General features: G+C 65.3%; 22 protein-coding genes and 1 pseudogene. 11 read left to right on the top strand and 12 right to left on the bottom strand.

Going from position 1 to position 25,345, the window contains the following annotated elements:
* Positions 1 to 129 precede the first annotated feature (129 nt).
* Positions 130 to 1,809: a mucoidy inhibitor MuiA family protein gene (locus XH79_RS17000; RefSeq protein WP_271582353.1), complete on the top strand. Its 1,680-nt coding sequence runs from the start codon at positions 130 to 132 to the stop codon at positions 1,807 to 1,809.
* A gap of 47 nt (positions 1,810 to 1,856) precedes the next feature.
* Here the strand turns inward: XH79_RS17000 and XH79_RS16995 are convergent, their stop codons facing one another.
* Genes XH79_RS16995 through XH79_RS16980 form a run of 4 tightly spaced genes read right to left on the bottom strand, consistent with a single transcriptional unit; the run spans position 1,857 to position 4,908 of the window.
* Positions 1,857 to 2,660 (bottom strand): heme ABC transporter ATP-binding protein, encoded by an 804-nt coding sequence (locus XH79_RS16995; RefSeq protein ID WP_271582352.1) that lies wholly within the window; start codon positions 2,658 to 2,660, stop codon positions 1,857 to 1,859.
* Entirely contained in the window at positions 2,657 to 3,748 is a 1,092-nt protein-coding gene (locus tag XH79_RS16990) for a FecCD family ABC transporter permease (protein WP_271582351.1), read from the bottom strand. Before XH79_RS16990 ends, XH79_RS16995 begins: the two co-directional genes overlap by 4 nt.
* Positions 3,745 to 4,695: a heme/hemin ABC transporter substrate-binding protein gene (locus tag XH79_RS16985; protein ID WP_212345151.1), complete on the bottom strand. Its 951-nt coding sequence runs from the start codon at positions 4,693 to 4,695 to the stop codon at positions 3,745 to 3,747. Before XH79_RS16985 ends, XH79_RS16990 begins: the two co-directional genes overlap by 4 nt.
* A gap of 6 nt (positions 4,696 to 4,701) precedes the next feature.
* Positions 4,702 to 4,908: a hemin uptake protein HemP gene (locus XH79_RS16980; RefSeq protein ID WP_245003978.1), complete on the bottom strand. Its 207-nt coding sequence runs from the start codon at positions 4,906 to 4,908 to the stop codon at positions 4,702 to 4,704.
* Between the two features lie 261 nt (positions 4,909 to 5,169).
* Here XH79_RS16980 and XH79_RS16975 point away from each other — a divergent pair, with 261 nt between their 5' ends.
* The 6 genes from XH79_RS16975 (at position 5,170) to XH79_RS16950 (ending at position 10,554) form a co-directional block, all read left to right on the top strand.
* The gene (locus XH79_RS16975; protein WP_271582350.1) at positions 5,170 to 7,512 is read left to right on the top strand and encodes a TonB-dependent hemoglobin/transferrin/lactoferrin family receptor; all 2,343 of its coding nucleotides are present in this window, start codon (positions 5,170 to 5,172) and stop codon (positions 7,510 to 7,512) included.
* Between the two features lie 97 nt (positions 7,513 to 7,609).
* On the top strand, positions 7,610 to 7,945 hold the full coding sequence (locus XH79_RS16970; RefSeq protein ID WP_271582349.1) for an antibiotic biosynthesis monooxygenase family protein: 336 nt from the start codon (positions 7,610 to 7,612) through the stop codon (positions 7,943 to 7,945).
* Positions 7,946 to 7,970: 25 nt separating this feature from the next.
* Positions 7,971 to 8,474, top strand: coding sequence for a heme utilization cystosolic carrier protein HutX (gene hutX / locus XH79_RS16965; protein WP_271582348.1), 504 nt, complete (start codon positions 7,971 to 7,973; stop codon positions 8,472 to 8,474).
* A 23-nt stretch (positions 8,475 to 8,497) separates the two neighbouring features.
* Complete coding sequence (exbB, locus tag XH79_RS16960) at positions 8,498 to 9,274, top strand: tonB-system energizer ExbB (protein WP_271582347.1); 777 nt, start codon at positions 8,498 to 8,500, stop codon at positions 9,272 to 9,274.
* Between the two features lie 3 nt (positions 9,275 to 9,277).
* Positions 9,278 to 9,724, top strand: coding sequence for a TonB system transport protein ExbD (exbD, locus tag XH79_RS16955; RefSeq protein ID WP_271582346.1), 447 nt, complete (start codon positions 9,278 to 9,280; stop codon positions 9,722 to 9,724).
* Complete coding sequence (locus XH79_RS16950; RefSeq protein ID WP_271582345.1) at positions 9,724 to 10,554, top strand: energy transducer TonB family protein; 831 nt, start codon at positions 9,724 to 9,726, stop codon at positions 10,552 to 10,554. Before exbD ends, XH79_RS16950 begins: the two co-directional genes overlap by 1 nt.
* A gap of 198 nt (positions 10,555 to 10,752) precedes the next feature.
* Here XH79_RS16950 and XH79_RS16945 read toward each other — a convergent pair whose 3' ends face one another.
* The 5 genes from XH79_RS16945 to XH79_RS16925 all read right to left on the bottom strand — a co-directional run bounded on the left by XH79_RS16945 (position 10,753) and on the right by XH79_RS16925 (position 16,671).
* Positions 10,753 to 12,108: an esterase-like activity of phytase family protein gene (locus tag XH79_RS16945; RefSeq protein WP_271582344.1), complete on the bottom strand. Its 1,356-nt coding sequence runs from the start codon at positions 12,106 to 12,108 to the stop codon at positions 10,753 to 10,755.
* An 85-nt stretch (positions 12,109 to 12,193) separates the two neighbouring features.
* Positions 12,194 to 13,096: a carbohydrate ABC transporter permease gene (locus XH79_RS16940; protein WP_212345175.1), complete on the bottom strand. Its 903-nt coding sequence runs from the start codon at positions 13,094 to 13,096 to the stop codon at positions 12,194 to 12,196.
* Complete coding sequence (locus tag XH79_RS16935) at positions 13,089 to 14,048, bottom strand: carbohydrate ABC transporter permease (protein WP_212345178.1); 960 nt, start codon at positions 14,046 to 14,048, stop codon at positions 13,089 to 13,091. The genes XH79_RS16940 and XH79_RS16935 overlap by 8 nt, the downstream gene beginning before the upstream one ends.
* A gap of 156 nt (positions 14,049 to 14,204) precedes the next feature.
* Positions 14,205 to 15,545 (bottom strand): ABC transporter substrate-binding protein, encoded by a 1,341-nt coding sequence (locus XH79_RS16930; protein WP_271582343.1) that lies wholly within the window; start codon positions 15,543 to 15,545, stop codon positions 14,205 to 14,207.
* An 82-nt stretch (positions 15,546 to 15,627) separates the two neighbouring features.
* Entirely contained in the window at positions 15,628 to 16,671 is a 1,044-nt protein-coding gene (locus XH79_RS16925) for a C-terminal binding protein (protein WP_212345184.1), read from the bottom strand.
* Positions 16,672 to 16,923: 252 nt separating this feature from the next.
* Between XH79_RS16925 and XH79_RS16920 the strand changes: the two genes are divergently transcribed.
* A complete protein-coding gene (locus tag XH79_RS16920; protein ID WP_271582342.1) occupies positions 16,924 to 18,609 on the top strand; it encodes a methyl-accepting chemotaxis protein in 1,686 nt (561 codons plus the stop codon).
* A 579-nt stretch (positions 18,610 to 19,188) separates the two neighbouring features.
* Positions 19,189 to 19,983: a Crp/Fnr family transcriptional regulator gene (locus XH79_RS16915; protein WP_271582341.1), complete on the top strand. Its 795-nt coding sequence runs from the start codon at positions 19,189 to 19,191 to the stop codon at positions 19,981 to 19,983.
* Between the two features lie 39 nt (positions 19,984 to 20,022).
* Here the strand turns inward: XH79_RS16915 and XH79_RS16910 are convergent, their stop codons facing one another.
* The 3 genes from XH79_RS16910 to XH79_RS16900 form a co-directional block, all read right to left on the bottom strand.
* Positions 20,023 to 20,997 carry a Bug family tripartite tricarboxylate transporter substrate binding protein gene (locus XH79_RS16910; RefSeq protein WP_212345192.1) on the bottom strand — a complete coding sequence of 325 codons (975 nt, stop codon included), beginning with the start codon at positions 20,995 to 20,997 and terminating at the stop codon, positions 20,023 to 20,025.
* Between the two features lie 234 nt (positions 20,998 to 21,231).
* On the bottom strand, positions 21,232 to 22,167 hold the full coding sequence (locus XH79_RS16905; protein ID WP_271582340.1) for a DMT family transporter: 936 nt from the start codon (positions 22,165 to 22,167) through the stop codon (positions 21,232 to 21,234).
* A gap of 165 nt (positions 22,168 to 22,332) precedes the next feature.
* Complete coding sequence (locus XH79_RS16900) at positions 22,333 to 23,265, bottom strand: DMT family transporter (RefSeq protein WP_271582339.1); 933 nt, start codon at positions 23,263 to 23,265, stop codon at positions 22,333 to 22,335.
* 425 nt (positions 23,266 to 23,690) lie between these two features.
* Between XH79_RS16900 and XH79_RS16895 the strand changes: the two genes are divergently transcribed.
* Together XH79_RS16895 and XH79_RS16890 are read left to right on the top strand one after the other, a co-directional pair.
* Positions 23,691 to 24,983: an adenylosuccinate synthase gene (locus XH79_RS16895; RefSeq protein WP_212345201.1), complete on the top strand. Its 1,293-nt coding sequence runs from the start codon at positions 23,691 to 23,693 to the stop codon at positions 24,981 to 24,983.
* Positions 24,984 to 25,020: 37 nt separating this feature from the next.
* Positions 25,021 to 25,345 (top strand): annotated as a pseudogene (locus tag XH79_RS16890) (hypothetical protein); the annotation flags it as partial.

Genomic DNA, 25,345 nt, shown 5'->3' with positions numbered 1-25,345 from the left:
GCCGCCGCAGCGGCGCCCCACGGAAACCCCAATCGAACCGGTTCCTTCCCTGCCGCGTCCAACCATGTTGGCGAGGCATTTGATCGCGCGTCCGGCTGGCGGCGCGGCGATACCGGCAGGAGGGATTTTATGCGCATCACCGCAAGATGTTTGGCAACGACGAGCCTGGTTCTGGTGACCATGGCGGCGGCGTCACCGTCATGGGCCGCCGATCTGGGCGCCAATTCGGCGATCGACACCGTCACCGTTTACCCTGATGGCGCCACCGTCACCCGCGTCATAACGGTCGATTTGCCGTCTGGAGATTCGACGCTGGTGGCCAAGGACTTTCCGCTCGGTCTCGATACATCCTCCCTCCGCGTCGAGGGTGAGGGCGGTGCAAAGCTCACCATCGGCACGATCGATGCGCGGCCGCCGCGCGCCGCGCCGGTCAACCTGCCTGAGCTGGACAAGCGGATCGAGGCTCTGAACGACCAGCGCGCCGACCTGCAGGGCGCGATCGACTCGGCCAATGCACGGCGCAAATTCGCGGAGCACTTTGCGGAAGCGTCCCCCGTGGGTATCGGCGAGAAGGGCGAGGCGCGGCCGATTGCCGAATGGCGCACGGCCTTTGCTGCGGTCGGCGAGGAGATTTCGAGCGCCGATACCGCCATCCGTGACGCCACGCGCAAGATGCGCGAGATCGACCGGCAGATCGCCGAGCTCGACGTCGAACGTAAAGCCAAGCCGCCGAGCAAGCTCGAGGTTCGCATGGACGTTGCCGCCTCAGCCGCGACCAAGGCGACGTTGCGGGTCACCTATAATGTGCGCAATGCGCGCTGGCTGCCGCTCTATGACGCCCGGCTCGACACCGGCGCCAAGGACCGCAAGCCGCAGCTGGAGCTGGTTCGTCGCGCCGAAATCACGCAATCGACCGGCGAGGACTGGTCGAACGTGACGCTGGGCGTCTCCACGGTCCGCATCAGCCGCGGCGGCAATGCGCCGGAGCTGGGTTCGCTGGTCGCGCAATATCCGCAGGTGCCGAAGCCGATGGCGCTCGGTACGGCCTCGGATCTGGCGCGGCCCGCGCCAGTCATGCAGGAGCGTTCTGCGCGAGTTATGCCTATGTCCAAGGCCCTCGAAGCCGAGCCGCGTGAACGCGCCGATGAACAACAGGCGATTGCCGAGATCGGCGGTTTCCAGGCGACCTTCAAGATCCCCGGCCGCGTCAGTCTCGGCGCCGCCGAAGGCGCCAAGAGCCTGAAAATCGCGTCTATGAATGTGCCGGCCGATCTTGCAGTCCGCGCAGCCCCGGTGATGGATACCACCGCCTTCCTCGAAGCGAGCTTCAAGCAGACCGACGATACGACGCTGCTGCCGGGCAAGGTCGCGATCTATCGCGACGGCGTCTTCGTCGGCCGCGGCAAGCTCGCAGCTTCGGCCAAGGACGACATCGTGCGGCTCGGTTTCGGTGCCGACGACAAGATCAAGATCGAGCGCGCCGTGCTCAAGCGCAACGAAGGCTCGGCCGGCCTGCTCGTGACGACGTCGAAGACCGACGAGCGCTCCTTCAAGACCACGATCCGCAACGGTCACGATTTCCCGATCAAGGTCGCGATCGAGGACCAGCTGCCGGTCAGCGAGAGCGAGGACATCGTCGTCGAGATGCTGCCCTCGACCACACCGCCGACCGCGAGCAACATCCGCGACAAGCGCGGCGTGCTGGAATGGTCGTTCGACGCCAAGCCCGGCGAGGTCAAGGACATCACCTTCGCCTGGCGCATCCGCTGGCCGAAGGACAAGAGCATGGTGATCGTGCCGGCGGGGTAGGGGCCACCCGTCACCTCGCCCCGCTTGCGGGGCGAGGGAGTGCACCTTCACCGTGGCTGCGTCGAGCTCGCCCGCATCGACTGCGGCAGCACATACGGCACGCCGTCGGCTTGGTGGACGACGGCGTCGATCTGGAAGATATCGCGGATGATCTCGCGCGTGACGACCTCGGCTCGCGGGCCGTCCGCGGCGAGCCGGCCGCCGCTCAGCACGACGAGCCGGTCGGCAAAGCGGATCGCGAGATTGAGGTCGTGCAGGATCGCGATCACCGCGGTGCCGCTGCCCGCGCGGCGGCGCGCCGCTTCGACGAGGTCGATCTGGTGGCGCAGATCGAGGCTCGAGGTTGGCTCGTCCAGCAGGAGGAGGCCGGGACCATGCTCGGCCTCGCCGCAGGCGAGCTGGACCAGCACGCGGGCGAAATGGGCGCGCTGCTGCTCGCCACCGGACAGCGTCGGCAATTGCCGTTCGCGGAAATGCGAAAGGCCCACCTCGTCCAGCGCCGCGTCGACCAGCGGAGCGGCATCACGCACGCCGCGCTCGCCCGCGCCCATCAGCACGATCTCCTCGACGGTGAAGGGGAAGGTGACATTGATGTGCTGCGACAGCATCGCGCGGCGCGCGGCAAGCTCGCGCGGCGTGTAGCTGCCGATGTCGCGCTGCTTCAACCGCACCTCGCCCTCGCTTGGGCGGAGATCGCCGGAGAGCAGCCGCAGCAGCGTCGACTTGCCGGCGCCGTTCGGGCCGATGATGGCGACCATCTCACCGGCGGCAACGGTCAGGCCGACGCCATCGAGCAACGTCGCGCGGCCGGCGCGCTTGACCAGGCCGCGCGCCTCGATCACGGCGCTCATAGCGCGGCGAGCCCGCGCTGCCGCAGCAGGATGCCGAGGAAAACCGGCGCGCCGACGGCGGCGGTTAGGATGCCGATCGGCATTTCCGCGGGCGCGACGATGGTGCGCGCCAGCGTGTCGGCGCCGACCATCAGGATGGCGCCGAGCAGCACCGAGGCGGGTAGCAGCAGCCGATGCGCAGGTCCAATGACGAGGCGGAGCAGATGCGGCACGACGATGCCGACGAAGCCGATGACGCCGCTGATGGACACCGCGACGCCGGTCATGGCGGAGACCATGACGATCGAGATGCGCTTGAGGCGCTCGACATCGACGCCGCCGTGAAACGCGTCGGCCTCGCCAAGCACCAGCAGATCGAGGCCGCGGGCGATGAAGGCGCAGGCTGCGAGCCCGACAACAAGGACCGGCGCAAGGACGGTGGCCTTGGCCCAGGTCGCGCCGCTCATCGAGCCGAGCATCCAGAACGTGATGTCGCGCAGCTGGCGATCATCGGCGATGAACACGAGAAGTCCGATGCCCGCGTTGGCGATCGCGGTGATGGCGACGCCCGCAAGCAGGAAGATCGCGATCGAGGTCCGCCCCGAGCGGCTGGAGATGCCGTAGAGGATAGCGGTGGTCGCCAGCGAGCCCGCGAAGGCGGCGAGCGGCAGCAGCTCGGTCTGGAGGAAGCGCAAAGCCTCGCCGAAGCGTGAATCCGTGAAGACGATTGCGCTCGCGGCCGCGAGCGCGCCGCCGCTGGAGACGCCGACGAGGGCGGGATCGGCCAGCGGGTTGCGAAACAGTCCTTGCATGATCGCGCCGGCCGCCGCCAGCAGCCCGCCGACCATCGCAGTCGCGGCGATGCGGGGGATGCGGATCGACCACAGCACGAGCTGGTCGCGCGTCGTCATGGCATCGGCGGTGGTGTTGCTGATGAAGCCGAGCGCAGCAGGAAGCCGGGACAGGGGAATGCCGGCTGCACCGACCGTCAGGGCAACGATGGCGGTGGCGAGCAGCGCCGCAACCAGAAGGGGGATCGCGAACGATGCGGACCGCCGTCCTGCAGGTCGTCGCAGGCTCCGTGCCCCGGTCCCGACCGCCACGCTCATTGCCGGCAATTCGCCGCCGACAGTGCCGACGTGAATGCGCCGCCATCGGCCAAGGCCGGATACAGCTTGACCGAGAGATCGCGCGCCGCCGCCGCCGTGCGCGGCCCGAAGCCGAGCAGATAGAGGCCGTCCATGGTGATGAAGCTCTTGTTGGCCGCGACCGGGGTCAGCGCAAAGCCGGGATGTGCATAGACTGCATCGGCCTGCAGCGAATCCTTGCCGCGCTCGATCGACAGCACGACGTCGGGCTTTGCGGCCACGATCGCCTCGTCGCCGATCACCTTGTAGCCGTCGTAATCGTCGACCGCGTTGGCGGCGCCCGCGAGCTGGATGATTTCGTCGGCCGCGGTCTTGTGGCCGGCGACCATCGCGCGCCCGTTCTGGAGCGACATCACGAACATCACGCGCACCGGCTTCGTCACCTTGGCACGCAGCGCGCGGAGCTGGGCGAGATCGGCGCCGACCGCGGCGCTGAGACATTCAGCGCGCGCATCGACGCCCATGGCGTGGCCGACCAGCTTGATCTTCCCGATCAGCCCTTCCTCGGAGAAGGTCTCGGGCACCAGCACCAGCGGCACCTTCGCCGTCTCCAGGATGTCCATGGTCTCGCGCGGGCCCGAGCCCTGGATCGCCAGGATCAGCGTCGGGTTGAGGCCGAGCACGCCCTCGGCCGAGATCTGGCGCATGTAGCCGACGTTGGGTTTGTCGTGCAGCGCCGCGGCCGGATAGAGGCTCGTGGTGTCGACGCCGACCAGCCGGCTTTCCAGCCCGAGCGCATAGAGGATCTCGGTGATGGCGCCGCCGATCGAGACCGTGCGGGCAAAATCGATGACCGCGACATCGCGATCACGCGCGTCATGCACCGTGATGCCTGCGGCATGTGCGCTGGACGCAACCGCGATGGTGGCGGTGAGCATGAGGTTCGCGAGGGTGCGACAAAATGTCATTACAGGTTACTTCGTCAGGATCAGCTTGTTCTGCGAGGTCAGGCGAAGCCGATAGCTGTCCTCGCCATGTGCGATGATGATCTCGCGCTCATGCGCGAACAGCTCGCGGCTGTCGATCCGGCCTCCTCGCATGGTGAGTGTTCTCGTTGTTGCAGAAGGGCTTTGTGTCGGCCCTGCCGCATCGCCGCTCTTGTCTCCTGATGTGGCCGACATATTGGGTGTGATGCGCTTTCGTAAATTCAGATGCTGCCTGCTTGTATAGGCGCCATCAGGCGCATTCCAACGGCGCCAATTTACAATTGATATAAACTGCAACCTGCGGTCATTGACCGTCAGAGTGTTGCCACGTAACCAAATATGGCAGCGGACGGATGTCCGCGCCTTGATAAAATCAGCCAGCCAGTCGCCGCGTCGTGCGGCGCACGCCAGCCAGACGACAAACAAAATTGAAGTGAAGTGCAGGCTGGGGCTGATATGGCTGACGGGGCTAGGTATTCGCGCGCCCTGATTTTGGGCGCGTCGGTGGTTTCAATTGCGGCAGTGATGCCGGCAAGCGGCTTTGCGCAGACCGCTTCGCAGCAGGCTGAAAACGCGTCACCGAAACAGGCCAGGCGCAAGCCGTCCAATCCGCAAGTCGCGCAGCAGGCAACGCCTGAAGCCCTGAACGCCCGCGCCCAAGCCGGCAGCACGGCGCCGGTTCAGGTGCTCGACACCATCACCGTCGCCGCAACCAAGACCAAGGAGCGCGCCATCGATGCGCTCGCGCCGGTCAGCTCGATCACGCTCGACCAGATCCAGGGAATCCAGCCAAACCGGCTGTCGGACATCTTCTATGCTGTGCCCGGCGTGTCGTTCCAGGAGCGCGGTGACGATCCCGCGACGGTCATCAACATCCGCGGCTTGCAGGATTTCGGCCGCGTCGCAGTCGTCGTCGACGGGGCGCGGCAGAATTATCAGCGCACCGGTCACAACGCCAACGGCTCCTTCTTCCTCGATCCTGAATTGATCGGCGGCGTCGATATCGTGCGCGGCCCCACCGCCAACATCTACGGCTCCGGCGCGATCGGTGGTGTGGTCTCGTTCCGTACCAAGGACATCGACGACGTGCTGCGTCCCGGCGAGCGCTGGGGCGTCGATCTCTCCGGCTCCTACGGCTCCAACAACAACCGTGGCCTCGGCTCTGTCTTCGGCGGCGTGCGCGCGACCCCCGAGGTCGATATCTTCGGCGGCGCGGTCTACCGCACGCAGGGCAATTACAAGGACGGCAACGGCACCGAGATCGGCAACACCGGCAACCAGGTCGAGGCCGGGTTGATGAAGCTCACGGTGCGCCCCGCCCTCGGTCACGAGGTCAAGTTCGGTGCCGCGTTCCAGGACTATCAATACGATATCGGCCAGTTCAATCGCGGCCCGGTGGCGACCCCGGCCCAGCGCGCGCTCTATCAGGGCTCGTCGGTCTACGCCTCCGATGCGAAGAACTACACCGGCACCATCACCTGGAACTATTCGCTGCCGAGCGACAATCTGTTCGACTGGCACATGTCGGTCTATGGCAATCGCGTCGACAACGACCAGACCAAGACCTATCACTATTCGACGTCGGGCGCGGCCCTTTGTGGTACCGGCAATTTCGGCAACAACATCTCCGGCTGCGTCGGCGACAAGCGCGGCTATGTCCTCAATACGTACGGCATCGACGTCAATAACACCACGCGTTTCAACGTCGGCGACTGGCGCAATGCCGTTACCTGGGGCGTCGACGCCTTCCAGGACGACGTGATCACGACCGACAGCCGCGGCAACTCGAACATCACCACGCCGAGCGGCATCCGCACCGTGTCGGGCGGTTTCGTCCAGTTGAAGCAGAACTACGGCACCTGGTTCGAGGCGGTGAGCGCGATCCGCTATGACCGCTATGATCTGGACTCCGGTAAGACCAGCGGTGGTGGCGATCGCTTCTCGCCCAAGATCACCCTGGGTGTCACGCCCGTCGCCGGCTTCCAGCCCTATGTCAGCTATGCCGAAGGCTACCGCGCTCCGTCGATCACTGAAACCGTGATCTCCGGCGCTCATGCGACCGGTGGCGGACCGGCTCTCTTCCCCTGTCCGGACGGCACCGTCGGCCTGTTCTGCTTCCTGCCCAACCCAAACCTTCGTCCCGAAGTCGGCAAGAACAAGGAAGTCGGCTTCAACCTGAAATACGACAACATCTTCACCGCGTCCGACTCGTTCCGCGGCAAGATCAACCTGTTCCGCAACGACGTCAGCGACTATATCGACCTTGTCTCGTTTGGCTTCGTGACGTTCCCGGGTGTTGGCTCGTTCGCGCAATACTACCAGTATCAGAACATCGCGCGGGCCCGCATCCAGGGCTTCGAGGCGGAGACGATGTACGATGCCGGCAACTGGTTTGTCGGCGTCGCCGGCCACTACATCCAGGGCAAGAACGTCGCGACCAATATCGGGCTTGCGACCATCACCCCGCGCAAGGTCGTCACGACCGGCGGTGTCCGCCTGCTCGACCGCACGCTGATCCTGTCGGCGCAGTGGGCTTCGTACGGTCCCAACAACGACGTGCCCGCCGGCTACCTGCCTGCGACCGGGTACGAGCTGGTCAACCTGTACCTGACCTACAATGCGACCAGGGACATCGTGTTCACGGCTTCGATCGATAACCTCCTGAACCAGTACTACCGGCCCTATGCCATTCCCGGCAGCTCGACCGACGGCACGTCGCAGAACGACGTGCTGTGGTCGAGCCCGGGCCCGGGCCGGGTCTACAAGGCCGGCATGAAGATCCACTTCGGAGGTGCGTAAGCCGAGAGGCGCCGCAACACCATAAACATCCGCCGGGCCGCGCTGATGCTCCAGCGCGGCTTCGGCGCGTTTTCGTCTTCAACAAGGAGAGACCTTTATGTTCATCGCCATGAATCGTTTCCAGGTGAAGCTCGGCTCGGAAGCCGCGTTCGAGACCGTCTGGCGCACCCGTGAATCCTATCTCGGCAGCATGGCGGGCTTCGTCGAATTCCATCTGCTCAAGGGACCGGTCACTGACGACCACACGCTGTATTCCTCGCACACGGTGTGGGTCGACAAGGCGGCCTTCGAGGCCTGGACGAAGTCGGAGGAATTCCGCCGCGCCCATGCGCGCGCCGACAACAAGACCGGGGAAAGCCTCTATCTCGGCCACCCCAAGTTCGAGGGCTTCGAGGTCATCATGACCGAGCGCAAGACGAACGCGGCTGCTTAGATCGCGGCAGGCGGAGGAGCAGGACATGCTGAGCAAGGATCTTGCCGATCTCAGAGCGCATATGGCCGACAATCCCGGCGCGGTGATCGAGGACGTCGCTCGCGAGCGCAAGGTCACACCGCGTGCGGTGATCGAGGCGCTGCCGCCGTCCATGGTGCGCATCGGCGGCGGCGAGAATTTCGCCGCGGCCATGCAGGACATCGCGGCGTGGGGCGAGGTCACGCTGATCGTCCACACCGATGATGCGATCTTCGAGTTCACCGGAGCCGTGCCGGTGGGCGAGGTCGGCCGCGGTTATTTCAACCTGATGCAGCCGAAGGGATTGCACGGCCATCTCCGCCACGAGCGTTGTGCGGCCGTTGCCTTCGTCGAGCGGCCCTTCATGGGCAAGAGCTCGGCCTTCATCGCCTTCGTCAATGCCGACGGCGGCATCATGTTCAAGGTCTTCGTCGGCCGCGACGAGACCCGGGCGCTGCGTGCCGACCAGCTGGAGCGGTTCCGTCAGCTCGCAGATCGGATCGCGGCGTAGCTTCTTTCTGTCGGGAGATCAGGATGCAGAGCAATTTCGGGCTTCGGCACGTGATTCTGGCAACCGCGCTGACGCTCGCGCCGGCGCCGGCCTTGGCGATCGACGAGGCGCTGTTGCCGCGCAATCTGTCGCCCTGGGGCATGTTTCTCGGCGCCGACATCGTCGTGAAGGCAGTGATGGTGGGGCTCGCCATCGCCTCGCTGGTGACGTGGACGGTGTGGCTCGCCAAGAGCATCGAGCTCCGCCGCAAGAGCGCGCTCGCCGTCGAGCGCACGCGCGCGCTCGAAGGCAGGATGAAGCTGGCGGAGGCGGCGGAGCGGACCGGAGATGCGCACGATGCCGTCGCCCAGCTCATCCAGTCCTGCGCGAAGGAGGCAGAGCTCTCCGGCGGCATCGTCGATGACGGCCTCCAGGAGCGCATCGCGTTGCGGCTGGAGCGGGTCGAGGCAGCGATGTCCCGTCAGATCGCGCGCGGCACCGGCGTGCTCGCGACCATCGGCGCCACCGCACCCTTCGTCGGCCTGTTCGGCACGGTCTGGGGCATCATGAACTCGTTCATCGGCATCTCCGAGAGCCACACCACCAGCCTCGCCGTGGTCGCGCCGGGCATTGCGGAGGCGCTGCTTGCGACCGCGCTCGGCCTCGTCGCCGCGATTCCGGCGGTGGTGATCTACAATCATCTCGTCCGCGGTATCGCCAATTATCGGGCTCTGCTCGGCGACGCCTCGGCGCAGCTGATGCTGCTGGTCAGCCGTCAGCGCGACCACAGGGAGTTCCGCCTGGCCCGGGCGGCGGAGTAGGCCATGGCTGCGAAGCTCGGCGCACGCACCGGATCGCCGCGCAAGCGCGGCGACCTTGACGATCTCGACGTCACCCATGAGATCAACGTCACGCCGTTCATCGACGTGATGCTGGTGCTGCTGATCATCTTCATGGTGGCAGCCCCACTGGCCACCGTCGACATCGGCGTCGAGCTGCCGGCAACTGCCGCCGAGCCGGCGCCGCGGCCGGACAAGCCGGTCTTCGTCACGGTGAAGCCGGACCTTTCGGTCGCGGTCGGCGAAGACATCGTGGGTCGCGACGCTCTCAGCACCTCGCTCGATGCCGTCACAAAGGGCCGCAAGGACGAGCGTATCTATCTGCGCGCCGACAAGGCCGTCTCCTATGGCGACCTGATGGAGGTGATGAACACCCTGCGCAACGCCGGCTATCTCAAAGTCGCCCTCGTCGGCCTCGACGGACGCAGCTGATGGCCGCGAACGCCTTCGCCCTGCACGAGCCGCTCCGAGAGCGTGAGACCACGCGCTGGGGTGTGTCGGGGGCAGTGATCGTGGCGTTGCATGTCGCCGCTGCATTGCTGGCGTCGAACTGGCTTAGGTCGCAACCGGACGAGGGCGTCAGCCTGCCGGCGATCATGGTGGATATGTCGCCGGTAACGTCGGCGCCGCAGTCGACCCCGCTCGACCTCGCGCCGGGGCCGGTGATGGAGCAGGCGGACGCTTCTCCACCGGATCGGGCGGCCCCGCAGGCCGTTGAAGAGACCCTTGCGCCGACGCCTCCGCAGGACAAGCCGGAGGTCGTTGCGCCGCCCGAGCAGAAGCTGAAGCCGGCGGAGGCGGAGTCCGCCAAGGTCGTCACCGAGACCAGGCCTGAGCCGGTCAAGCCGAAGGTGGTTCGCCCCGAGGCGAAGAAGCCGAGCCATGCGACGCCGGCCCCACGCACCACGGCCTCGGGGCGCGCAGAGCGGCAGGCTCCGGCCGCATCGGCCGTGAGCGCGGGCGCATCGGCGGCGGCAATCGCGTCCTATAACCAGATGGTGGCGGCGCATCTGCAACGCTTCAAGCAATATCCGCCGGCCTCGAAAGCCGCCGGCGAGAACGGTGTCGCGCGGCTCAGCTTCACGCTCAGTCGCAGCGGCCAGGTTCTCGGCAGCCGCCTTGCCGGTTCGTCCGGCTATTCGGCACTCGACGCCGAGACCATGGCGATGGTCCGCCGGGCGCAGCCCTTTCCTGCGTTTCCAGCGGAGATCACGCACGCCACGATGAGCTTCACCGTGCCGATCTCGTTCTCGATCCGGTAGCGGCCTCTGTCATGCCCCGGCTTGCCGCCTTCGCTAAAGCTCCGGCGGGCCGGGTACACTTGTGGCCCCGGCGTAGCCTTGGCGGAGACGGGACCGGGGCATCCAGTACGCCGAGGCCTCACGGCTCAATCGCTGGCGCTGCGGCGTACTGGATCGCCCGGTCGAGCCGGGCGATGACCGTGTTGAGAGAGCGTCAGCTTACTTCGCCTTCAGGAAGTCCGCGACTTCGAGCAGCATGAACTCGTCGTCATCGGCCTTGTTGGGATCGCGGCTGGAGGAGAACGGCAGATTGTTGTCGTTGCCCACGATGATGTGGGTGTCATCGACGCGATCGACGTTCTCGATGGTGAAGAACGGGAAGGTGTAGACGCCGTCATTCAGCGGCTTCCTTGCCTTCTTGTCGGGATCCTGGATCTTCATCAGGTCGATGTAGCCGATCTTGCGTACGGGCTTGCCGACATTGGCGTCCGAGAGCTCGATCTTGTAGATGCGCTTGAACTTGGCGATGTCGGGGAAGCAGTTCTCGCCGCGCTGGCCTTGCGGGCAGGCCTTGTCGGCGGTGCCTTCGCCATTGTCGCGCTCGATGATGAGGCCGGCGGCCTGATCGATCATGTTGAAGTCGCCGATGGCATTGCCGTTCTGCTCGAACACATATTGCCAGTAGCGGCCGGTGAACTTCTCGGCGGCGACGTCGAATTCGAGGATGCGGGAGGCTTCCTTGCCGTCGACCTTCTCCCAGTCCTTCTTGTCGGCATCCCACAGCGGCCCCTCGAGCAGGCCGTAGATGAACTTGCCGTCCTTGGACGCGGCGAAGCCCTCATAGCCCTTGGAACGGCGGAGATTGACGTTGGTGTAGGTCGCGCCGGGCGCGCCGGGCGTCGCGACGGCCCAGTTGTCCGGCGAGCGCACCGGCTTGCCGTCGGCCACCGTCTCGAACACGCCGAGGATCTTTCCGGTCTTGTCCGCCTTCAGGATGTAGGGGCCGAACTCGTCGCCGATCCAGAAATTCTCGCCGATGATCTGGAAGCCTTCGGTGTCGAAGTCCGAGCCGGTGAGATAGCGCTTCTGGGTATCCTCATGCACGATGCGGAAGGGCACCTTCTTGTCGGGGTCGTGCAGGAAGATGGTCTCCTGACGCTCGATCTTGCCGTTCGCCCAGTCCATCTTGTAGCGGTTGAGGTACAGCATCGAATCCGGCGAGTTGGCGCGCGCGCCCATGCCGTTGTCGGTGATCACCCAGTAGCTGCCGTCGGGCATGTGCTTGATGCCGGAATGGCCCTGCAGCGGCTGGCCCTTGAACGGCAGCGACACGCCGGTCGGACGCTCATAGGACTTGCCCATGACGGTGCCGAGCGCGTCGACGCGCTTGCCGGTGGTGTACTTGCCCGAGGTCTTGAGATCGGCCGGCGCGTCGGCGGGCGCGTCGATGAAGGTGGCGGCCGGCATCACCACGTGGCCGGCGAGCTTGGCCGGGAATTCGCCTTCGCTCTGCGCGAGCGCCGTGCTCGCGGTGAGAATGATCGTTGCGACGGTGCTGAGAAAAGTCGCGCGCATGTGCGTCTCCTGTTAACGGACGCACGCCTTATGCGGATCGCATGTTGCAGTTTTGTGAAATCGGGCCAAACGCCGCAGTCGCGATCTACTCCTTGACCGCGCCGGTCAGGGACGACACGTAATAGTCCACGAACAGCGAGTAGAAGATCGCGACCGGCAGCGAGCCGAGCAGCGAGCCCGCCATCAGCGCACCCCATTGGTAGACGTCGCCGGTGACGAGCTCGGTCAGGATCGCGACCGGCACGGTCTTGTTGGCGCCGCTCTGGATGAAGGCGAGTGCGTAGATGAACTCGTTCCAGGACAGCGTGAAGGAGAAGATGCCGGCCGAGATCAGGCCGGGCACCGCCAGCGGCAGCGTGATCCGGCGCAGGATCTGCAGCCGCGTCGCGCCGTCGACCAGGGCGCATTCCTCGAGCTCGTAGGGGATCGACTTGAAATAGCCGATCAGCAGCCAGGTGCAGAACGGCACCAGGAAGGTCGGATAGACCAGGATCAGGGCAATCGGCGAGTCGAACAGGCCGAACTGCACCACGACGGTCGCGAGCGGAATGAACAGGATCGAGGGCGGCACGAGATAGGCGAGATAGATGCCGAGGCCGACATAGGGACTGCCGCGGAAGCGCAGGCGTTCGATCGCATAGGCCGCCAGCGTGCTCGCGATCAGCGACAGCGTGGTCGAGCCGATCGCAACCAGCATCGTCGTCTTCAGCCAGTGCGGATAGGCGGTGTTGAACAGCAGATGCTTGATGTGGGCTAGCGTCGGCGAGGAGATCCAGAACGGGTTGTTGTCTTTGTAGTTCATCAGCTCCGCGTTCGGCTTGAACGAGGTGATCGCCATCCAGTAGAACGGAAACAGCAGGATCAGCACGAAGCAGCCGAGCGGCAGGTAGATCATCATCAGCCGTCGCAGCCCGGAATCCCAGGCCATGGTGTCGGGCGGCGCTTTCGCGTCGGCGACGGTGGTCGGTTGCGCGACGGTGTCAGTCATTGGCCTCTCCCTGCTGCCATTTGCGGCGCGCCAGGCCGAAATAGGAAAACAGCGTCGCGAACACCAGGAACGGGATCATCGACACCGCGATGGCGGCGCCCTCGCCAAGCTCGCCGCCGGCGATGCCGCGCTGGAACGCCAGCGTCGCCAAGAGGTGCGTCGAGTTCACGGGGCCGCCGCGGGTGATGGCGTAGACGAGCTGGAAATCGGTGAAGGTGAAGATGATCGAGAACGTCATGACGATGGCGAGGATCGGCATCATCATCGGGAAGGTGATGTAGCGGAAGCGCTGCCAGGCGCTGGCGCCGTCGAGCATCGCGGCCTCGTAGAGCGAGGGCGAGATGGTCTGCAGGCCCGCCAGCAACGAGATCGCGACGAAGGGAATGCCGCGCCAGATGTTGGCGGCGATCAGCGAGAACCGCGCCGGCCAGGGCGAGCCGAGGAAGTCGATATTGCTCGACTTCCAATGCAGCACGTCGACCAGCAGGTACGAGATGATCGAGAACTGCGGATCGTAGATCCACCAGAACGCCAGCGCCGAGAGCACCGTCGGCACGATCCAGGGCAGCAGTACGATGGCGCGCAGCAGGCTCTTGAACGGGAAATGGTTGTTGAGCAGCAACGCCAGCCAGAAGCCGAGCGCGAACTTCCCGAAGGTCGCGACCCCCGTGTAGAACACGCTGTAGAACACCGCGTTCCACCACAAGGGGTCGGTCAGCAGATACTGGAAATTCTCGAAGCCGACGAAGATGCCGCGCCGGCCGATCGTGGTGTCGGTGAAGGCGAGCCAGACGCCGAGGCCGAGCGGATAGGTGAGGAAGACGGCAAGCAGCCCGAGCGCCGGCGCAAGGCACATCGCGATCAGGAACGGCTTGTAGTCGAACAGCCGCACGATCCAGTTCGGCTGCCGCCGCGCTAGTGCGGCGGAGGAGGAGAGGGTGGTCACGGACATCGATGTGTTGTCCTGTTCTAGGCTTTCACCACGTCGTCATTGCGAGGAAGCTCGCGACAAAATTGCGTAGCAATTTTGCGCTTTAGCGACGAAGCAATCCAGGCTGTCGCTGCGGGGACGGACTGGATTGCTTCGCTTCGCTTGCAATGACGGGCTCTACCGCTGCCGCCGGAAGTAGCGCTTGCAGCGCTGCTCGGCTTCCGCGGCCGCGGCTTCCGGCGTGGCAGCGCCGGTGGCGACGGAGGCGCACATCTGGATCAGCACGTAATCGGCACTGACCGCGCCGGTCGCCGTCGAGATCGGGCCCTTGTAGCCGTCATAATAGGTGCTGTTCATCGTGTCCTTGAACAGCTTCACCTTGGGGTCTTGCGACCACACGGCGGCTTCGGCATAGGCAGCCAGCGGCTGGGACCAGTAGCCGGAGTTGGCATTGAGCCACGGCTCGTACTGATCCTTTTCCAGCATGTATTGCAGGAAGGCCTTGGCGGCGTTGGGGTACGGGCTATGCTTGAACACCATGGCGTTCAGCGTCAGGCCAGCCATCGGAGAGACCTTGGCGAGGCCCTTGGGCAGCAGCTGATGCTCGCTGTCCTCGGCAATCGCCTTCGTCGCCGGATCGTTCTTCAGCGAGAAATACAGCGAGACGCCGTTGGCGGTCAGGAAGATCTCCTGCGAGGAAAAGGCGCGGTTGTTGCTGACATCGTTCCATGACGGCGTTCCGGCGATGAAGGTCGGGTATACCTCCTTGACCCAGTTCAGGGCGGCGATCGTCTCCTTGCTGTTGATGGTGACGTTGCCTTCCTCGTCGAGCAGCGAGGCGTTGTGCGACCACAGCGCCCAGTTGGCGAAGCCGTTGCCGTCGCCCTTGGCGTTGCCGAGCGCGAAACCGGCCGGCTTGCCGGCCTTGTGCAGCTTGCGGCACAGGTCGAGAATTCCGGCATGGTCTTCCGGCACCTTGTCGAAGCCGACCGATTGCAGGGCGGACTTGCGGTAGATCAGCGGACCCGCGGTCGCGCCGAACGGCAGTCCGATCCAGGCCTCGCTCTTGTTCTTCTTGCCGTAGCGTTGCGCCAGCGGCAGCCAGCCGCCATAGCGCTTGCCGAGATAGTCTGCGACGTCGGTGAGCTCGATCAGCTTGTCGATGTAGATATGAGGCGCGTCGGAGAAGCCGATGATGATGTCGGGGCCGGCGCCGGAATTCGAGGTCACCGCGGTCTGCTGGTTGATGTCTTCCCAGCCGACGAAGTCGACCTTGACCTCGACCCCGGTGTCCTTGGTGAACTTCGCTGCGTTGGCGCGGAACACGTCCTCGTCGGCCTGGACGAAGCGCACCGGGCGCAGCATGCGTAGCGATGCGCCCTTCTCGATCTCGAGCTTGGGTGCCGAAACGTCGGCAGCTTTGATATTGGATGTTTGCGCTGCAGCACCGGTGGCCACGAGCGATGCAGCGGACAGGCCCAGCGCCAAGGCATCACGACGTGTGATGTCGTTCCTCATCAGTACCTCCCTATATGTTCCCTTCCCGGCGTTGATCGCCGGTGAAGGGTCTTCCGGTTCCGGCGCTTGTCGCGCCGGCCGCCTAGCTGTTCGGCCCGCGATCCATGCTGACGGGTTGCCAGCGGCGGAGCGCGGTGTTCTGCAGCACCGACGGATTGACGCAGCTTACCGGCCACATGCCCTGAAGCACCAGTGACAATTCGTAGCCCACGCGGCGCTTGCGCGCCTCGTCGAACCGTGCCGAGGCCGAGGCAACATGGGCGGTCAGGGTCACGTTCTCCATGCCGAGCAGCGGATTGTTGTGCGACGGAGGTTCCTTCTCCAGCACGTCGAGGGCGGCGTGCGCGATCCACCCCTCCTGCAGCGCCTTGATCAGGCTCTCCTCGTCCACCGTGGCGCCGCGGCCGGTGTTGATGAAGACCGAGCCCTTCTTCATCTGCCGGAAGTGCTTCTCGGTCAGCATGTGGTGCACCTCGGGCCGCGCGGGTGCGTGCATCGAGACGAAGTCGGACTGCGACAGCACCTCGTTGAGCGTCGCGGGAATGACGCCGTGGTCGTACATCAGCGTCTCCTGGATGAAGGGATCGTAGGCCATCATGCGCAGGCCGAAGGGCGCCGCGCGTTTCGCAACCGCGCGCGCGACGCGGCCGAACGAGATGAAGCCGAGGGTCTGGCCCATCAGCCTCGGGATCTTGAGCAGCGCCGGCCGGCCCTCGGCCCAACGGCCGTCGCGCACCATGCGGTCCTGCTCGACCAGACGGCGGAAGCCTGCGAGCAGCAGCATCATGGCGTGGTCGGCGACTTCTTCGATGAAGGTGTCGGGAATGTTGGTGACGGGAATGCCACGGGCGGTGGCGGCCTTCACGTCGACGCTGTCCACTCCGACGGAGCCGAGCGTGATGACTTTGCAGCTCTGCAGGCTGTCGATGATGGTCTTGGTGATCGGGATGCCCTTGGCGTAGATGGCGTCGGCATCCTTTGCGGCGGCGATGAACTCGGCCTCGTTGGCGGGGGCTTCGACGATCTCGGCATCGATCGGATCGAGCGCTTCGCGCTCGTAGGAATAATCGCTGCCCGCGACCGTGAAGCTCGCACCCTTCGGCGTCACCACCCTGTATTTCGGCATTCTCTGCTCCCGATTTGGTTTCTTGTTGTGACCCGGCCTTCTCCCGGGCCTTTGCGTCTTTTACGCGAAATCGAGGCGGGTGCGTACAATTGCCGGTTGTCCGGACCTGCGAATATTGCCGGTTTTGTCGGCAGCGTCAGGGCTTCTACGGAGGCGCGTAAGTAACTTGCTAAGGGTCCCTCCCTAAAAGTTGTTTCAATTTCGATCGATTCACTCGCGTGCCCGTATCCCTTTTTTTGCCGGAGCTATCCCGTGAAGTTGAGCAATCTGAAGATCGCCCCCAAGCTTGGCATCCTTGTCGGCGTCACCTTGTTCGGCCTTTGCATCTCCGGTGTTCTCGCCGGCTATCTGATGAAGCGCGAGATGGTGAATGCGCGCATCGACCAGACCAAGGCGATCGTCGAGCTGGCTCGCAACTATGCCGCGACGCTGATGAAGCGGGTCAATGCCGGCGAGATGACCAAGGACGCCGCGCTCGCGGAGCTGCGCCGCTACGGCAACGCGATGACTTACGACAAGGGCTCGGGCTATCTGTTCGGCACCACCTATGACGGCGTCACACAGCTCGCGCCCGATCCGAAGCAGATCGGCGCCAACCGCATGGACGTGGAGACGAACGGCCGCAAGCTGTCCCGTGAGATCATGGACGGCGTCAAGGCCAACGGCGACATCCTGCTGTTCTACGAATACATGAAGCCCGGCCAGGACAAGCCGATCCGCAAGCTCGGCTACGCGGTCGCCGTCCCCGGCTTCGAGATGTATCTCGGCACGGGCGCCTATCTCGAGGACATCGACCAGAAGATGGGCCCGGTCTACTGGCTGCTCGGCCTTGCCATGCTCGGCATCGTCATCGTCGCCGGCAGCGTCGCCTGGATGATCGGTCGCAGCATCAGCCGTCCGCTGGCGCTGCTCGGTGCCCGCATGAAGGATCTCGCCGACGGCAAGCTCGAGGGTGAGATTCCCGGCGTCGGCCGCGGCGACGAGGTCGGCACGATGGCCGCGACCGTCCAGATCTTCAAGGACAATGCGGTCCGCATCCGCGACCTCGAGAAGACCGAGGCGGACGCCAAGGAGCGCGCCGCGGCGGAGCGTCGCAGCGCGATGGAAGAGATCGCCAACGACTTCGAGCGCAGCGTCAACGGCATCGTCCGCTCGGTCTCCTCGGCCGCAGCCGGCATGCAGACCACGGCGCAATCGATGACCGCGACCGCGAGCGATGCCTCCTCGCGAGCCGCGACGGTCGGCGCTGCCTCGCAAAAGGCCTCCGGCAATGTCGGCACCGTCGCGGCCGCCGCCGAGGAGCTATCGAGCTCGGTTGCGGAAATCTCCCGCCAGGTGACGCGCTCGACCGAGGTTGCGAGCCGTGCCGTCAGCGATGCCGAGCGCACCAACGCCACCGTGCAGGAGCTCTCCACCGGCGCCGAGAAGATCGGCGAGGTGGTCAAGCTCATTCATTCGATCGCGGCGCAGACCAATCTCCTGGCGCTCAACGCCACCATCGAGGCGGCACGCGCCGGCGAGTCCGGCCGCGGCTTCGCCGTCGTCGCCTCCGAGGTCAAGGCGCTGGCCAACCAGACCGCCAAGGCCACCGAGGAAATCTCGGCCCAGGTCGCGGCGATGCAGACCTCGACCAGCGATGCGGTCGCCGCGATCGGCGGTATCACCCAGACCATTGCCGAGATGAGCGAGATCACCGCGGGCATTTCCGCCTCGATCGAGCAGCAGGGCGAAGCGACCCGCGAGATCGCCCGCAACATCCAGTCGGTCGCGGCCGGCTCGAGCGAGATCAACGCCAATATCGGCAGCGTCACCTCGGCCGCGCAAGCGACCGGCTCCGCGGCCGGAACCGTGCTCACCAACGCCCGCGAGCTGGACAGTCAGTCCGGCGCGCTGCGCAACGCGGTGGACGGCTTCCTCGCCAAGGTCCGTGCGGCGTAAATTCTCGCGCTGAATTCGCAGGGTGGGCAAAGACGCGAAAGCGTCGTGCCCACCTTTTTCTTTTGAGTTTGTCTGAATTTGTCGTCTGTCATGCCCCGCCTGGTGCGCAATTGCGCACGGGGGCGGGGCATCCAGTACGCCGCGGCCTCTCGGCTCTAGCCTCGCTGTCTCTGGAATACTGGATCGCCCGCCCCGGCGCGCTATTGCGCACAAGGCGGACGATGACGGCGTCCTGTGACTCTCACTGCTTCTCGATGCCCGCTTGCGTGCATTGTCGAACGATTACGATGTGCTGCGGGCCAATTCGACTCCCTTTCGGGATGGCAGCAGCTTTTGCCGCATGCTGGAAATTGGAACTTGTGCACCGCACTACGGTGTTACCCATACGCATTTTGCAATTGTTTCTTGTCGCGCGCGCCTGCATCCAAATCGAGTTGGGCATTGCTCGCGCGTATCGCGAGGCCGACGATGAGGAAAAGCGACTCTGGGTGAATTGCATGTTGTTGTGCGTACAGAAGGTAGTTTCAAGCAAATGATAGGGCTGCCGTTCCGCGCCGCCTCGAATGGCGAAGGCGCTGGATGCCTCCCAGCGAGTCGGCCGCAGTGATTCATTCCGGCGAAGTTCGCAATCGCCTTTTGGTCTCACTGCCGTCGGCGGACTTTGATCTACTCGCGCCCGAGCTTGAGGTGGTCACGCTCGATCAGGATGCGGTGCTGTCGCGACCGGGTGATCGGGTCGACCACGTCATCTTCCCCCATAGCGGGGCCATCTCGTTGATGATCGATATGGCGAACGGGCAGACGGTTGCCACCGCAGCGGTCGGGCGCGAGGGGGCTGTGGGGAGTCTCTCCGTGCTGGGATCGTCGCCTTCGGCGATTACCGCCGTCGTTCGTGCGGCGGGCATCGCCTCGCGGATGCCCGCGACACGCTTTCACGCCGCCTTCAATCAGAGCCCCGCGATCCGCCACGCGGTCCAGACTCACGTCAAGGCGATGCTGGTCCAGTTTCAGTTCGGGCTGGCCTGCAATGCGCTGCATCCGGTCCAGGCCCGCATGGTGCGTTGGCTGCTCCACCTTCGCGACCGCCTCGATCATGACGTTCTCCCCCTCACGCAGGAGGCATTGTCGCAGATACTCGGTGTCCGACGTACGACGGTGACGCTGCTGATGCGCAATCTGCGTGCGTCCGGAGCGATTAGATCGGAGCGACGGGGGCAAATCGAGGTCGACCGGCTGCGGCTCGCGGCCGCGGCCTGCGAATGCCACGATACGATGCGCCGCGAAGTCGAGCAGATCTTCTCGACGCCTGGCCCGACCCCTGCGTCGCGGGTGCGCAAGGGCATATGGCCAAGCGAGCGGAGTGACGCCATATGAGGCGCTTGCGCGTCGCCTCAAAAGCTTTCCATCCTGCTTTCACTGCTTCTCGATCCCCGCGTCCCGGATCAGCCGTTCCCACAGCACCAGCTGCTCGTTCACGAACGTGCCGAGCTGCTCCGGCGTGCCGGAGAAGGCGTCCATGCCGAGCGTCGCCAGCTGCGCCTTGATCTCCGGCTTCTCGACGATCTTGCGGATCTCGGCGTTGAGCCGCGTCACGATCTCCTTCGGCATGCCGGCGGGACCGAAATAGCCCTGCCATGACGAGATGTCGAAATCGGGCACGCCGGCCTCCTGCATCGAGGGCAGGTTCGGCACCAGCGGCGAGCGGTCCTTGGTGGTGACGGCGAGAGCGCGGAGCGCGTTGCCGTTGACGTGCGGCAGGCCGGTCAGGATGTCCACGAACATCATCGAGACGCGGCCACCCATGACGTCGTTGAGCGCCGGCGGCGAGCTCTTGTAGGGCACGTGCAACAGGTCGAGCCCGGCATTGTGTGCGAAAGTCGCGCCCGACACGATCGCCGAGGACGAGCCAGAGGCGTAGCTCAGCTTGCCCGGATTGGCCTTGCCGTAGGCGACGAGCTCGCCGACGGTCTTGGCGGGGACGTCAGGATGAATGACCAGCATGAAGGGCAGATCGCCGGTGCGCGCGATCGGGGTGAAATCCTTGACCGGATCGTAAGTGAGGCTCTTGAGCAGATAGGGGTTGGCCGAATGCGTGGTGTTGGTCGTCACCAGCAGCGTGTAGCCGTCGGGTGCGGCGCGCGCGACAAAGGTCGCGGCGATCATGCCGTTGGCGCCGGCCTTGTTCTCGATCACGATGCCGACGCCGAGCGCCTGCGACAGATGCTGCGAGATCAGCCGCGTCGTGGTGTCGGTGCCGCTGCCGGCCGCGAACGGCAGCACCAGCGTGATGTTGCGGCTGGGGTAATTGTCGGCCTGAGCGGCGGACGCGGCGAGGCAGAGCGCGGCCGTGCCGATGATGCGCAGGTTTCGAATCAACGCTGAAAGCATGTCTGGACGTTCCCTCTTTTTCGTTGGCGGGGAACCTAGCTTCTCTTCGCTGGAATCGGAAGGCGGGAGTTTGTCGCGAGGTCTCGTGCCCCGGGCGCAGCGCAGCACGTTAGTGATGCGCTGCTGAACCGGGGCCCACATTTGCGGCAGACTGGGTCCCGGCTCTGCGCTGCACCGCTTCGCGTTGCATCGCGTCCGGGACACGAGACTTATCGCGTGTCCGCCTTGCGGAATTTACTTCGCAGCAGAACCCTGGCGTGAGGCGATCACGACGCCGGCGAGCACCAGGGCGTAGCCGATCAGGTGAAACGGCTGCAGCTTTTCGCCGAGCAGCAGGATCGCCATCGCCGAGCCGAACACCGGCACCAGATGGAAGAACGGTGCGGCCCGGTTCGGGCCGATCAGCGCGACGCCGCGGTTGAAGAAGAGATAAGCCAGCGTCGACGGGAAGATCAGGATGTAGCCCAGCGTTGCCAGCGTCAGCGCATCGAAATGCAGGACGCGGCCGCTCATTGCTTCCCAGATCGCGGTGGGCAGCAGCATCATCGCGCCGCAGCAGGTGGTGAAGGACAGAAAGGACAGCTGGTGGATCTTGGGCCGGCGCGGGATGAAGGCGGAGTAGAGGCCGAACGCGATCAGCGAGTAGGCGAACATGAGATCGCCCCGGTTGAAGCTGATGCTGGCCAGCGCCGCGAGATCGCCGCGCAGGATGATGATCAGCACGCCGAGCAGCGAGATCGCGATGCCGGCGAGCTGCCCGCCGGTCAGCCGCACGCCGAACAGCACCAGCGACCACAGCGCCACGAACAGGGGGCCTGCCGACTGGATCAGCAGCGCATTCAGCGCCTCGGTGTACTGCATCGCCCAGTACGAGATCGCGTTGTTGAAGGCGAATCCCACCAGCGACAGGAACAGCATCAGCGGCAGGCTCCTGCGCAAAGCGGGCCAGTCGCGCTTCAGATGCGGCCAGGCGAACGGCAACAGGATCAGGAACACGCCGAACCAGCGGATCGTCGTCATCGTCAGCGGCGGCACATGCGCGCCGACATGGCGCGCGAGCACGATGTTGCCGGCCCAGAACAGCGAGCTCAGGCTGAGCAGCAGATAAGGCTGGTTGTTGAGCCAGCTGGCCGGATTGGCGGCCGGTGGCGCGGGCGAAGCAATCGTCATTGGCGTCGGATACGAGCTTGCGCCGGATTGTCGTGATGACACAAGTCACGCCGCCGCAATGCTACAATGCGCGAGCAGGCCGAGGAGCGGCGCCCGCGGCTAATATGTTGGACGCGTCCTTGATGCAGTGCGTGCTTCGCTCCTCCCACGGGCAGAGGGAATAAACTAGCTCGCCTGCTTCCTCGACGCTGCGAACACGCCGGACAGCACCAGCGCGAAGCCGATGAAGTGGAAGACCTGCGGGTGCTCGCCCAAAAACACCATCGCCATGATCGAGCCGAACACCGGCACCACGTGGAAGAACGGCGCGGCGCGGTTGGCGCCGATCAGGCGCACGCCGCGATTGAAGCAGAGATAGGCGAGGGTCGAGGGGAACACCGCGACATAGAACAGCGTGAGCAGGTTCGGCGCATCGAGCTTCATCACCGGACGCGCGTAGAGTTCCCAGATCTGGAGCGGGATGAGGCACGCGGCGCCGGCGCCGAAGGTGAAGGCGAGGAACGACAGGCCGTGCATCGCCGGCCGCTTCAGGCTCAGCACCGAATAGAGCGCGAAGATCAGAAGCGCGAGCAGGAAGATCAGATCGCCCTTGTTGAACTCGATGTTCGACAGCGTGGTGAAGTCGCCGTGCAGGAGGATGGTCAGCACGCCGCACATCGACAGCAGCACGCCGAAGGCCTGCGCCGCGGTGAGGCGGATGCCGAGGATGACCAGCGACCACAGCGCCACCAGCAGCGGCGCGGCCGACTGCAGCAGCAGCGTGTTGAGCGCCTGCGTATGCTCCAGCGCCCAGTATTGCAGCGTGTTGAAGGCGCCGATGCCGGTGATCGAGAGCGTGACCATCAGGCCGAGCCGCCCACGGATCGCGGGCCAGTCCTGCACCAGATGCTTCCAGGCGAACGGCAGGACCAGCAGGAAGGCGAACAGCCAGCGCAGGAACGACAGTGTCACCGGCGGGATGTGGCCGGCGGCGAGCCGCCCGACGATGGCGTTGCCGGCCCAGCACAGCGCGGTGATGCTGAGCAGCAGGTAAGGCTGGTTGGCGACCCAGTTGTGACCGGATGTGTCGGCGCTCGTGGTCTGGCCGGTGGCGGACATTGTGGTTGTTATGGCCCCGCATCATGCGCCGAGGCCCCGGCCCGGCGATGTCCGGGCCGGCTTCAATCGCCCGGCCTGGCTCAAAGACACGGAAATCGCGGTTGCATCAACGGGGGGCGGATGCATCGCGACCATGCAGCGGCGGAGGCGGCTTCTCAGGCTTTGGTCGAAGCCCCGGCGCCGGCCCCAAAGGTTGCGAGATTTTAAGGGGATATCAAGGGCTTGGACCGGCCTCGGGACCTCGAAAAAGCCCCGTTCTTGCTTGCCTAGAGGGGCCGCTTCCTTTATCCGGTTGGCTGCCTTGCGTGCGAGCGGTCCTGGGCCGCGGATCGGCTGGGCGTCAGGCATGATCCCGGAAAAGTGGGCACCGGTTTTCCGCGAGGATCATGCCTCCTGAAGACAGATTGAACAGGGATTACCCGCGAATGGCCAACGTTGTCGTCGTCGGCGCCCAGTGGGGCGACGAAGGAAAGGGCAAGATCGTCGACTGGTTGTCGGAGCAGGCGGACATCGTCGTCCGCTTCCAGGGCGGCCATAACGCCGGCCACACGCTGGTCATCAACGGCAAGACCTACAAGCTTGCGCTGCTGCCCTCCGGCGTGCTGCGCGAGGGCAAGCTGTCGGTGATCGGCAACGGCGTGGTGTTCGATCCCGCCGCCTTCCTCGACGAGGTCACCAAGCTGCGCTCGCAGGGCGTCGCGGTCTCCCCGGAAAACTTGCGCGTCGCCGAGAACGTCACCCTGATCCTGCCGCTGCACCGTGAGCTCGACGCCCTGCGCGAATCCGCGAATGCGGCAACCGCGATCGGCACCACGCGCCGCGGCATCGGCCCGGCCTACGAGGACAAGGTCGGCCGTCGCGCCATCCGCCTGATGGACCTCGCCGACCTCAACACCCTGCCGCACAAGATCGACCGGCTGCTGGCGCACCACAATGCGCTGCGCCGCGGTCTCAACCTGCCGGAGTTCGACGGCAAGGAGATCCTGAAGGAATTGAGCGCGCTGGCGCCGCAGCTGCTGCCCTATGTCGAGACGGTGTGGCGCCTGCTCGACATCGAGCGGCGCGCCGGCAAGCGCATGCTGTTCGAGGGCGCGCAGGGCGCGCTGCTCGACGTCGACCACGGCACCTATCCCTATGTCACCTCGTCCAACACGGTGGCGGCGCAGGCCGCGACCGGCGCCGGCCTCGGGCCGGGCGCCGTCGGCTACGTGCTCGGCCTGTGCAAGGCCTACACCACCCGCGTCGGCCAGGGTCCGTTCCCGACCGAGCAGGACAACGAGATCGGCCGCAAGATCGGCGAGCGCGGCCGCGAGTTCGGCACCAACACCGGGCGGCCCCGCCGCTGCGGCTGGTTCGACGCCGTGCTGGTCCGCCAGGCGGTCCGCACCTGCGGCATCAACGGCCTCGCGCTGACCAAGCTCGACATCCTCGACGGCTTCGATTCGATCGAGGTCTGCACCGGCTACAAGCTCGACGGCGTGGAGATCGACCATTTCCCGGCCGGCGAGGGCGCCCAGGCCCGGGTCGAGCCGATCTACGAGACCATCGAGGGCTGGAAGGAGCCGACCGCCAATGCACGGTCTTGGGCCCAACTGCCGGCCCAGGCCATCAAATATGTCCGCCGGATCGAGGAATTGGTGGGGTGCCCGGTCGCGCTGCTTTCCACCAGCCCCGAACGCGAAGATACTATCCTGGTGCAAAATCCGTTTGAGGCTTAACGATATCTTACCGGGACGCGCGTATAGTTGAGTAGAAATGGCTGATTACTATCCGCTGATCGCCCGCGCTATTGCCGCCCTGGACCCCAACGCTCCCGGCGAAAGCCGTCGCGCGCTCTATGAGCGGGCGCGCACGGCACTGATCGCGCAGCTGCGCAGCGTGCAGCCGCCGCTCTCCGAATCCGAGATCACCCGCGAACGGCTGTCGCTGGAAGAGGCCGTCCGCAAGGTCGAATCAGAGGCGGCCCAGCGTGCCCGCGACGCCTCGCGCCCCGGCGGTGGTGGCGGCGGCCGCAGCACCGGCGGCAGCGGCGATGCCTTCCGTCGCGCCAGCACCCGGGCCACCGAGGCCGGCCCGCCCG

The organism is Bradyrhizobium sp. CCBAU 45389 (assembly GCF_028128625.1).
Taxonomy (GTDB): Bacteria; Pseudomonadota; Alphaproteobacteria; order Rhizobiales; family Xanthobacteraceae; genus Bradyrhizobium; species Bradyrhizobium liaoningense_B.
This window is presented reverse-complemented; position numbering and strand designations above follow the sequence as displayed.

Bases quoted from the DNA above. Each gene is read 5' to 3' on its own strand.
- XH79_RS17000 (WP_271582353.1), top strand. From the start codon at position 130: ATGCGCATCACCGCAAGATGTTTGGCAACGACGAGCCTGGTTCTGGTG.
- XH79_RS16995 (WP_271582352.1), bottom strand. From the start codon at position 2,660: ATGAGCGCCGTGATCGAGGCGCGCGGCCTGGTCAAGCGCGCCGGCCGC.
- XH79_RS16990 (WP_271582351.1), bottom strand. From the start codon at position 3,748: ATGAGCGTGGCGGTCGGGACCGGGGCACGGAGCCTGCGACGACCTGCA.
- XH79_RS16985 (WP_212345151.1), bottom strand. From the start codon at position 4,695: ATGACATTTTGTCGCACCCTCGCGAACCTCATGCTCACCGCCACCATC.
- XH79_RS16980 (WP_245003978.1), bottom strand. From the start codon at position 4,908: ATGTCGGCCACATCAGGAGACAAGAGCGGCGATGCGGCAGGGCCGACA.
- XH79_RS16975 (WP_271582350.1), top strand. From the start codon at position 5,170: ATGGCTGACGGGGCTAGGTATTCGCGCGCCCTGATTTTGGGCGCGTCG.
- XH79_RS16970 (WP_271582349.1), top strand. From the start codon at position 7,610: ATGTTCATCGCCATGAATCGTTTCCAGGTGAAGCTCGGCTCGGAAGCC.
- hutX (WP_271582348.1), top strand. From the start codon at position 7,971: ATGCTGAGCAAGGATCTTGCCGATCTCAGAGCGCATATGGCCGACAAT.
- exbB (WP_271582347.1), top strand. From the start codon at position 8,498: ATGCAGAGCAATTTCGGGCTTCGGCACGTGATTCTGGCAACCGCGCTG.
- exbD (WP_271582346.1), top strand. From the start codon at position 9,278: ATGGCTGCGAAGCTCGGCGCACGCACCGGATCGCCGCGCAAGCGCGGC.
- XH79_RS16950 (WP_271582345.1), top strand. From the start codon at position 9,724: ATGGCCGCGAACGCCTTCGCCCTGCACGAGCCGCTCCGAGAGCGTGAG.
- XH79_RS16945 (WP_271582344.1), bottom strand. From the start codon at position 12,108: ATGCGCGCGACTTTTCTCAGCACCGTCGCAACGATCATTCTCACCGCG.
- XH79_RS16940 (WP_212345175.1), bottom strand. From the start codon at position 13,096: ATGACTGACACCGTCGCGCAACCGACCACCGTCGCCGACGCGAAAGCG.
- XH79_RS16935 (WP_212345178.1), bottom strand. From the start codon at position 14,048: ATGTCCGTGACCACCCTCTCCTCCTCCGCCGCACTAGCGCGGCGGCAG.
- XH79_RS16930 (WP_271582343.1), bottom strand. From the start codon at position 15,545: ATGAGGAACGACATCACACGTCGTGATGCCTTGGCGCTGGGCCTGTCC.
- XH79_RS16925 (WP_212345184.1), bottom strand. From the start codon at position 16,671: ATGCCGAAATACAGGGTGGTGACGCCGAAGGGTGCGAGCTTCACGGTC.
- XH79_RS16915 (WP_271582341.1), top strand. From the start codon at position 19,189: ATGCCTCCCAGCGAGTCGGCCGCAGTGATTCATTCCGGCGAAGTTCGC.
- XH79_RS16910 (WP_212345192.1), bottom strand. From the start codon at position 20,997: ATGCTTTCAGCGTTGATTCGAAACCTGCGCATCATCGGCACGGCCGCG.
- XH79_RS16905 (WP_271582340.1), bottom strand. From the start codon at position 22,167: ATGACGATTGCTTCGCCCGCGCCACCGGCCGCCAATCCGGCCAGCTGG.
- XH79_RS16900 (WP_271582339.1), bottom strand. From the start codon at position 23,265: ATGTCCGCCACCGGCCAGACCACGAGCGCCGACACATCCGGTCACAAC.
- XH79_RS16895 (WP_212345201.1), top strand. From the start codon at position 23,691: ATGGCCAACGTTGTCGTCGTCGGCGCCCAGTGGGGCGACGAAGGAAAG.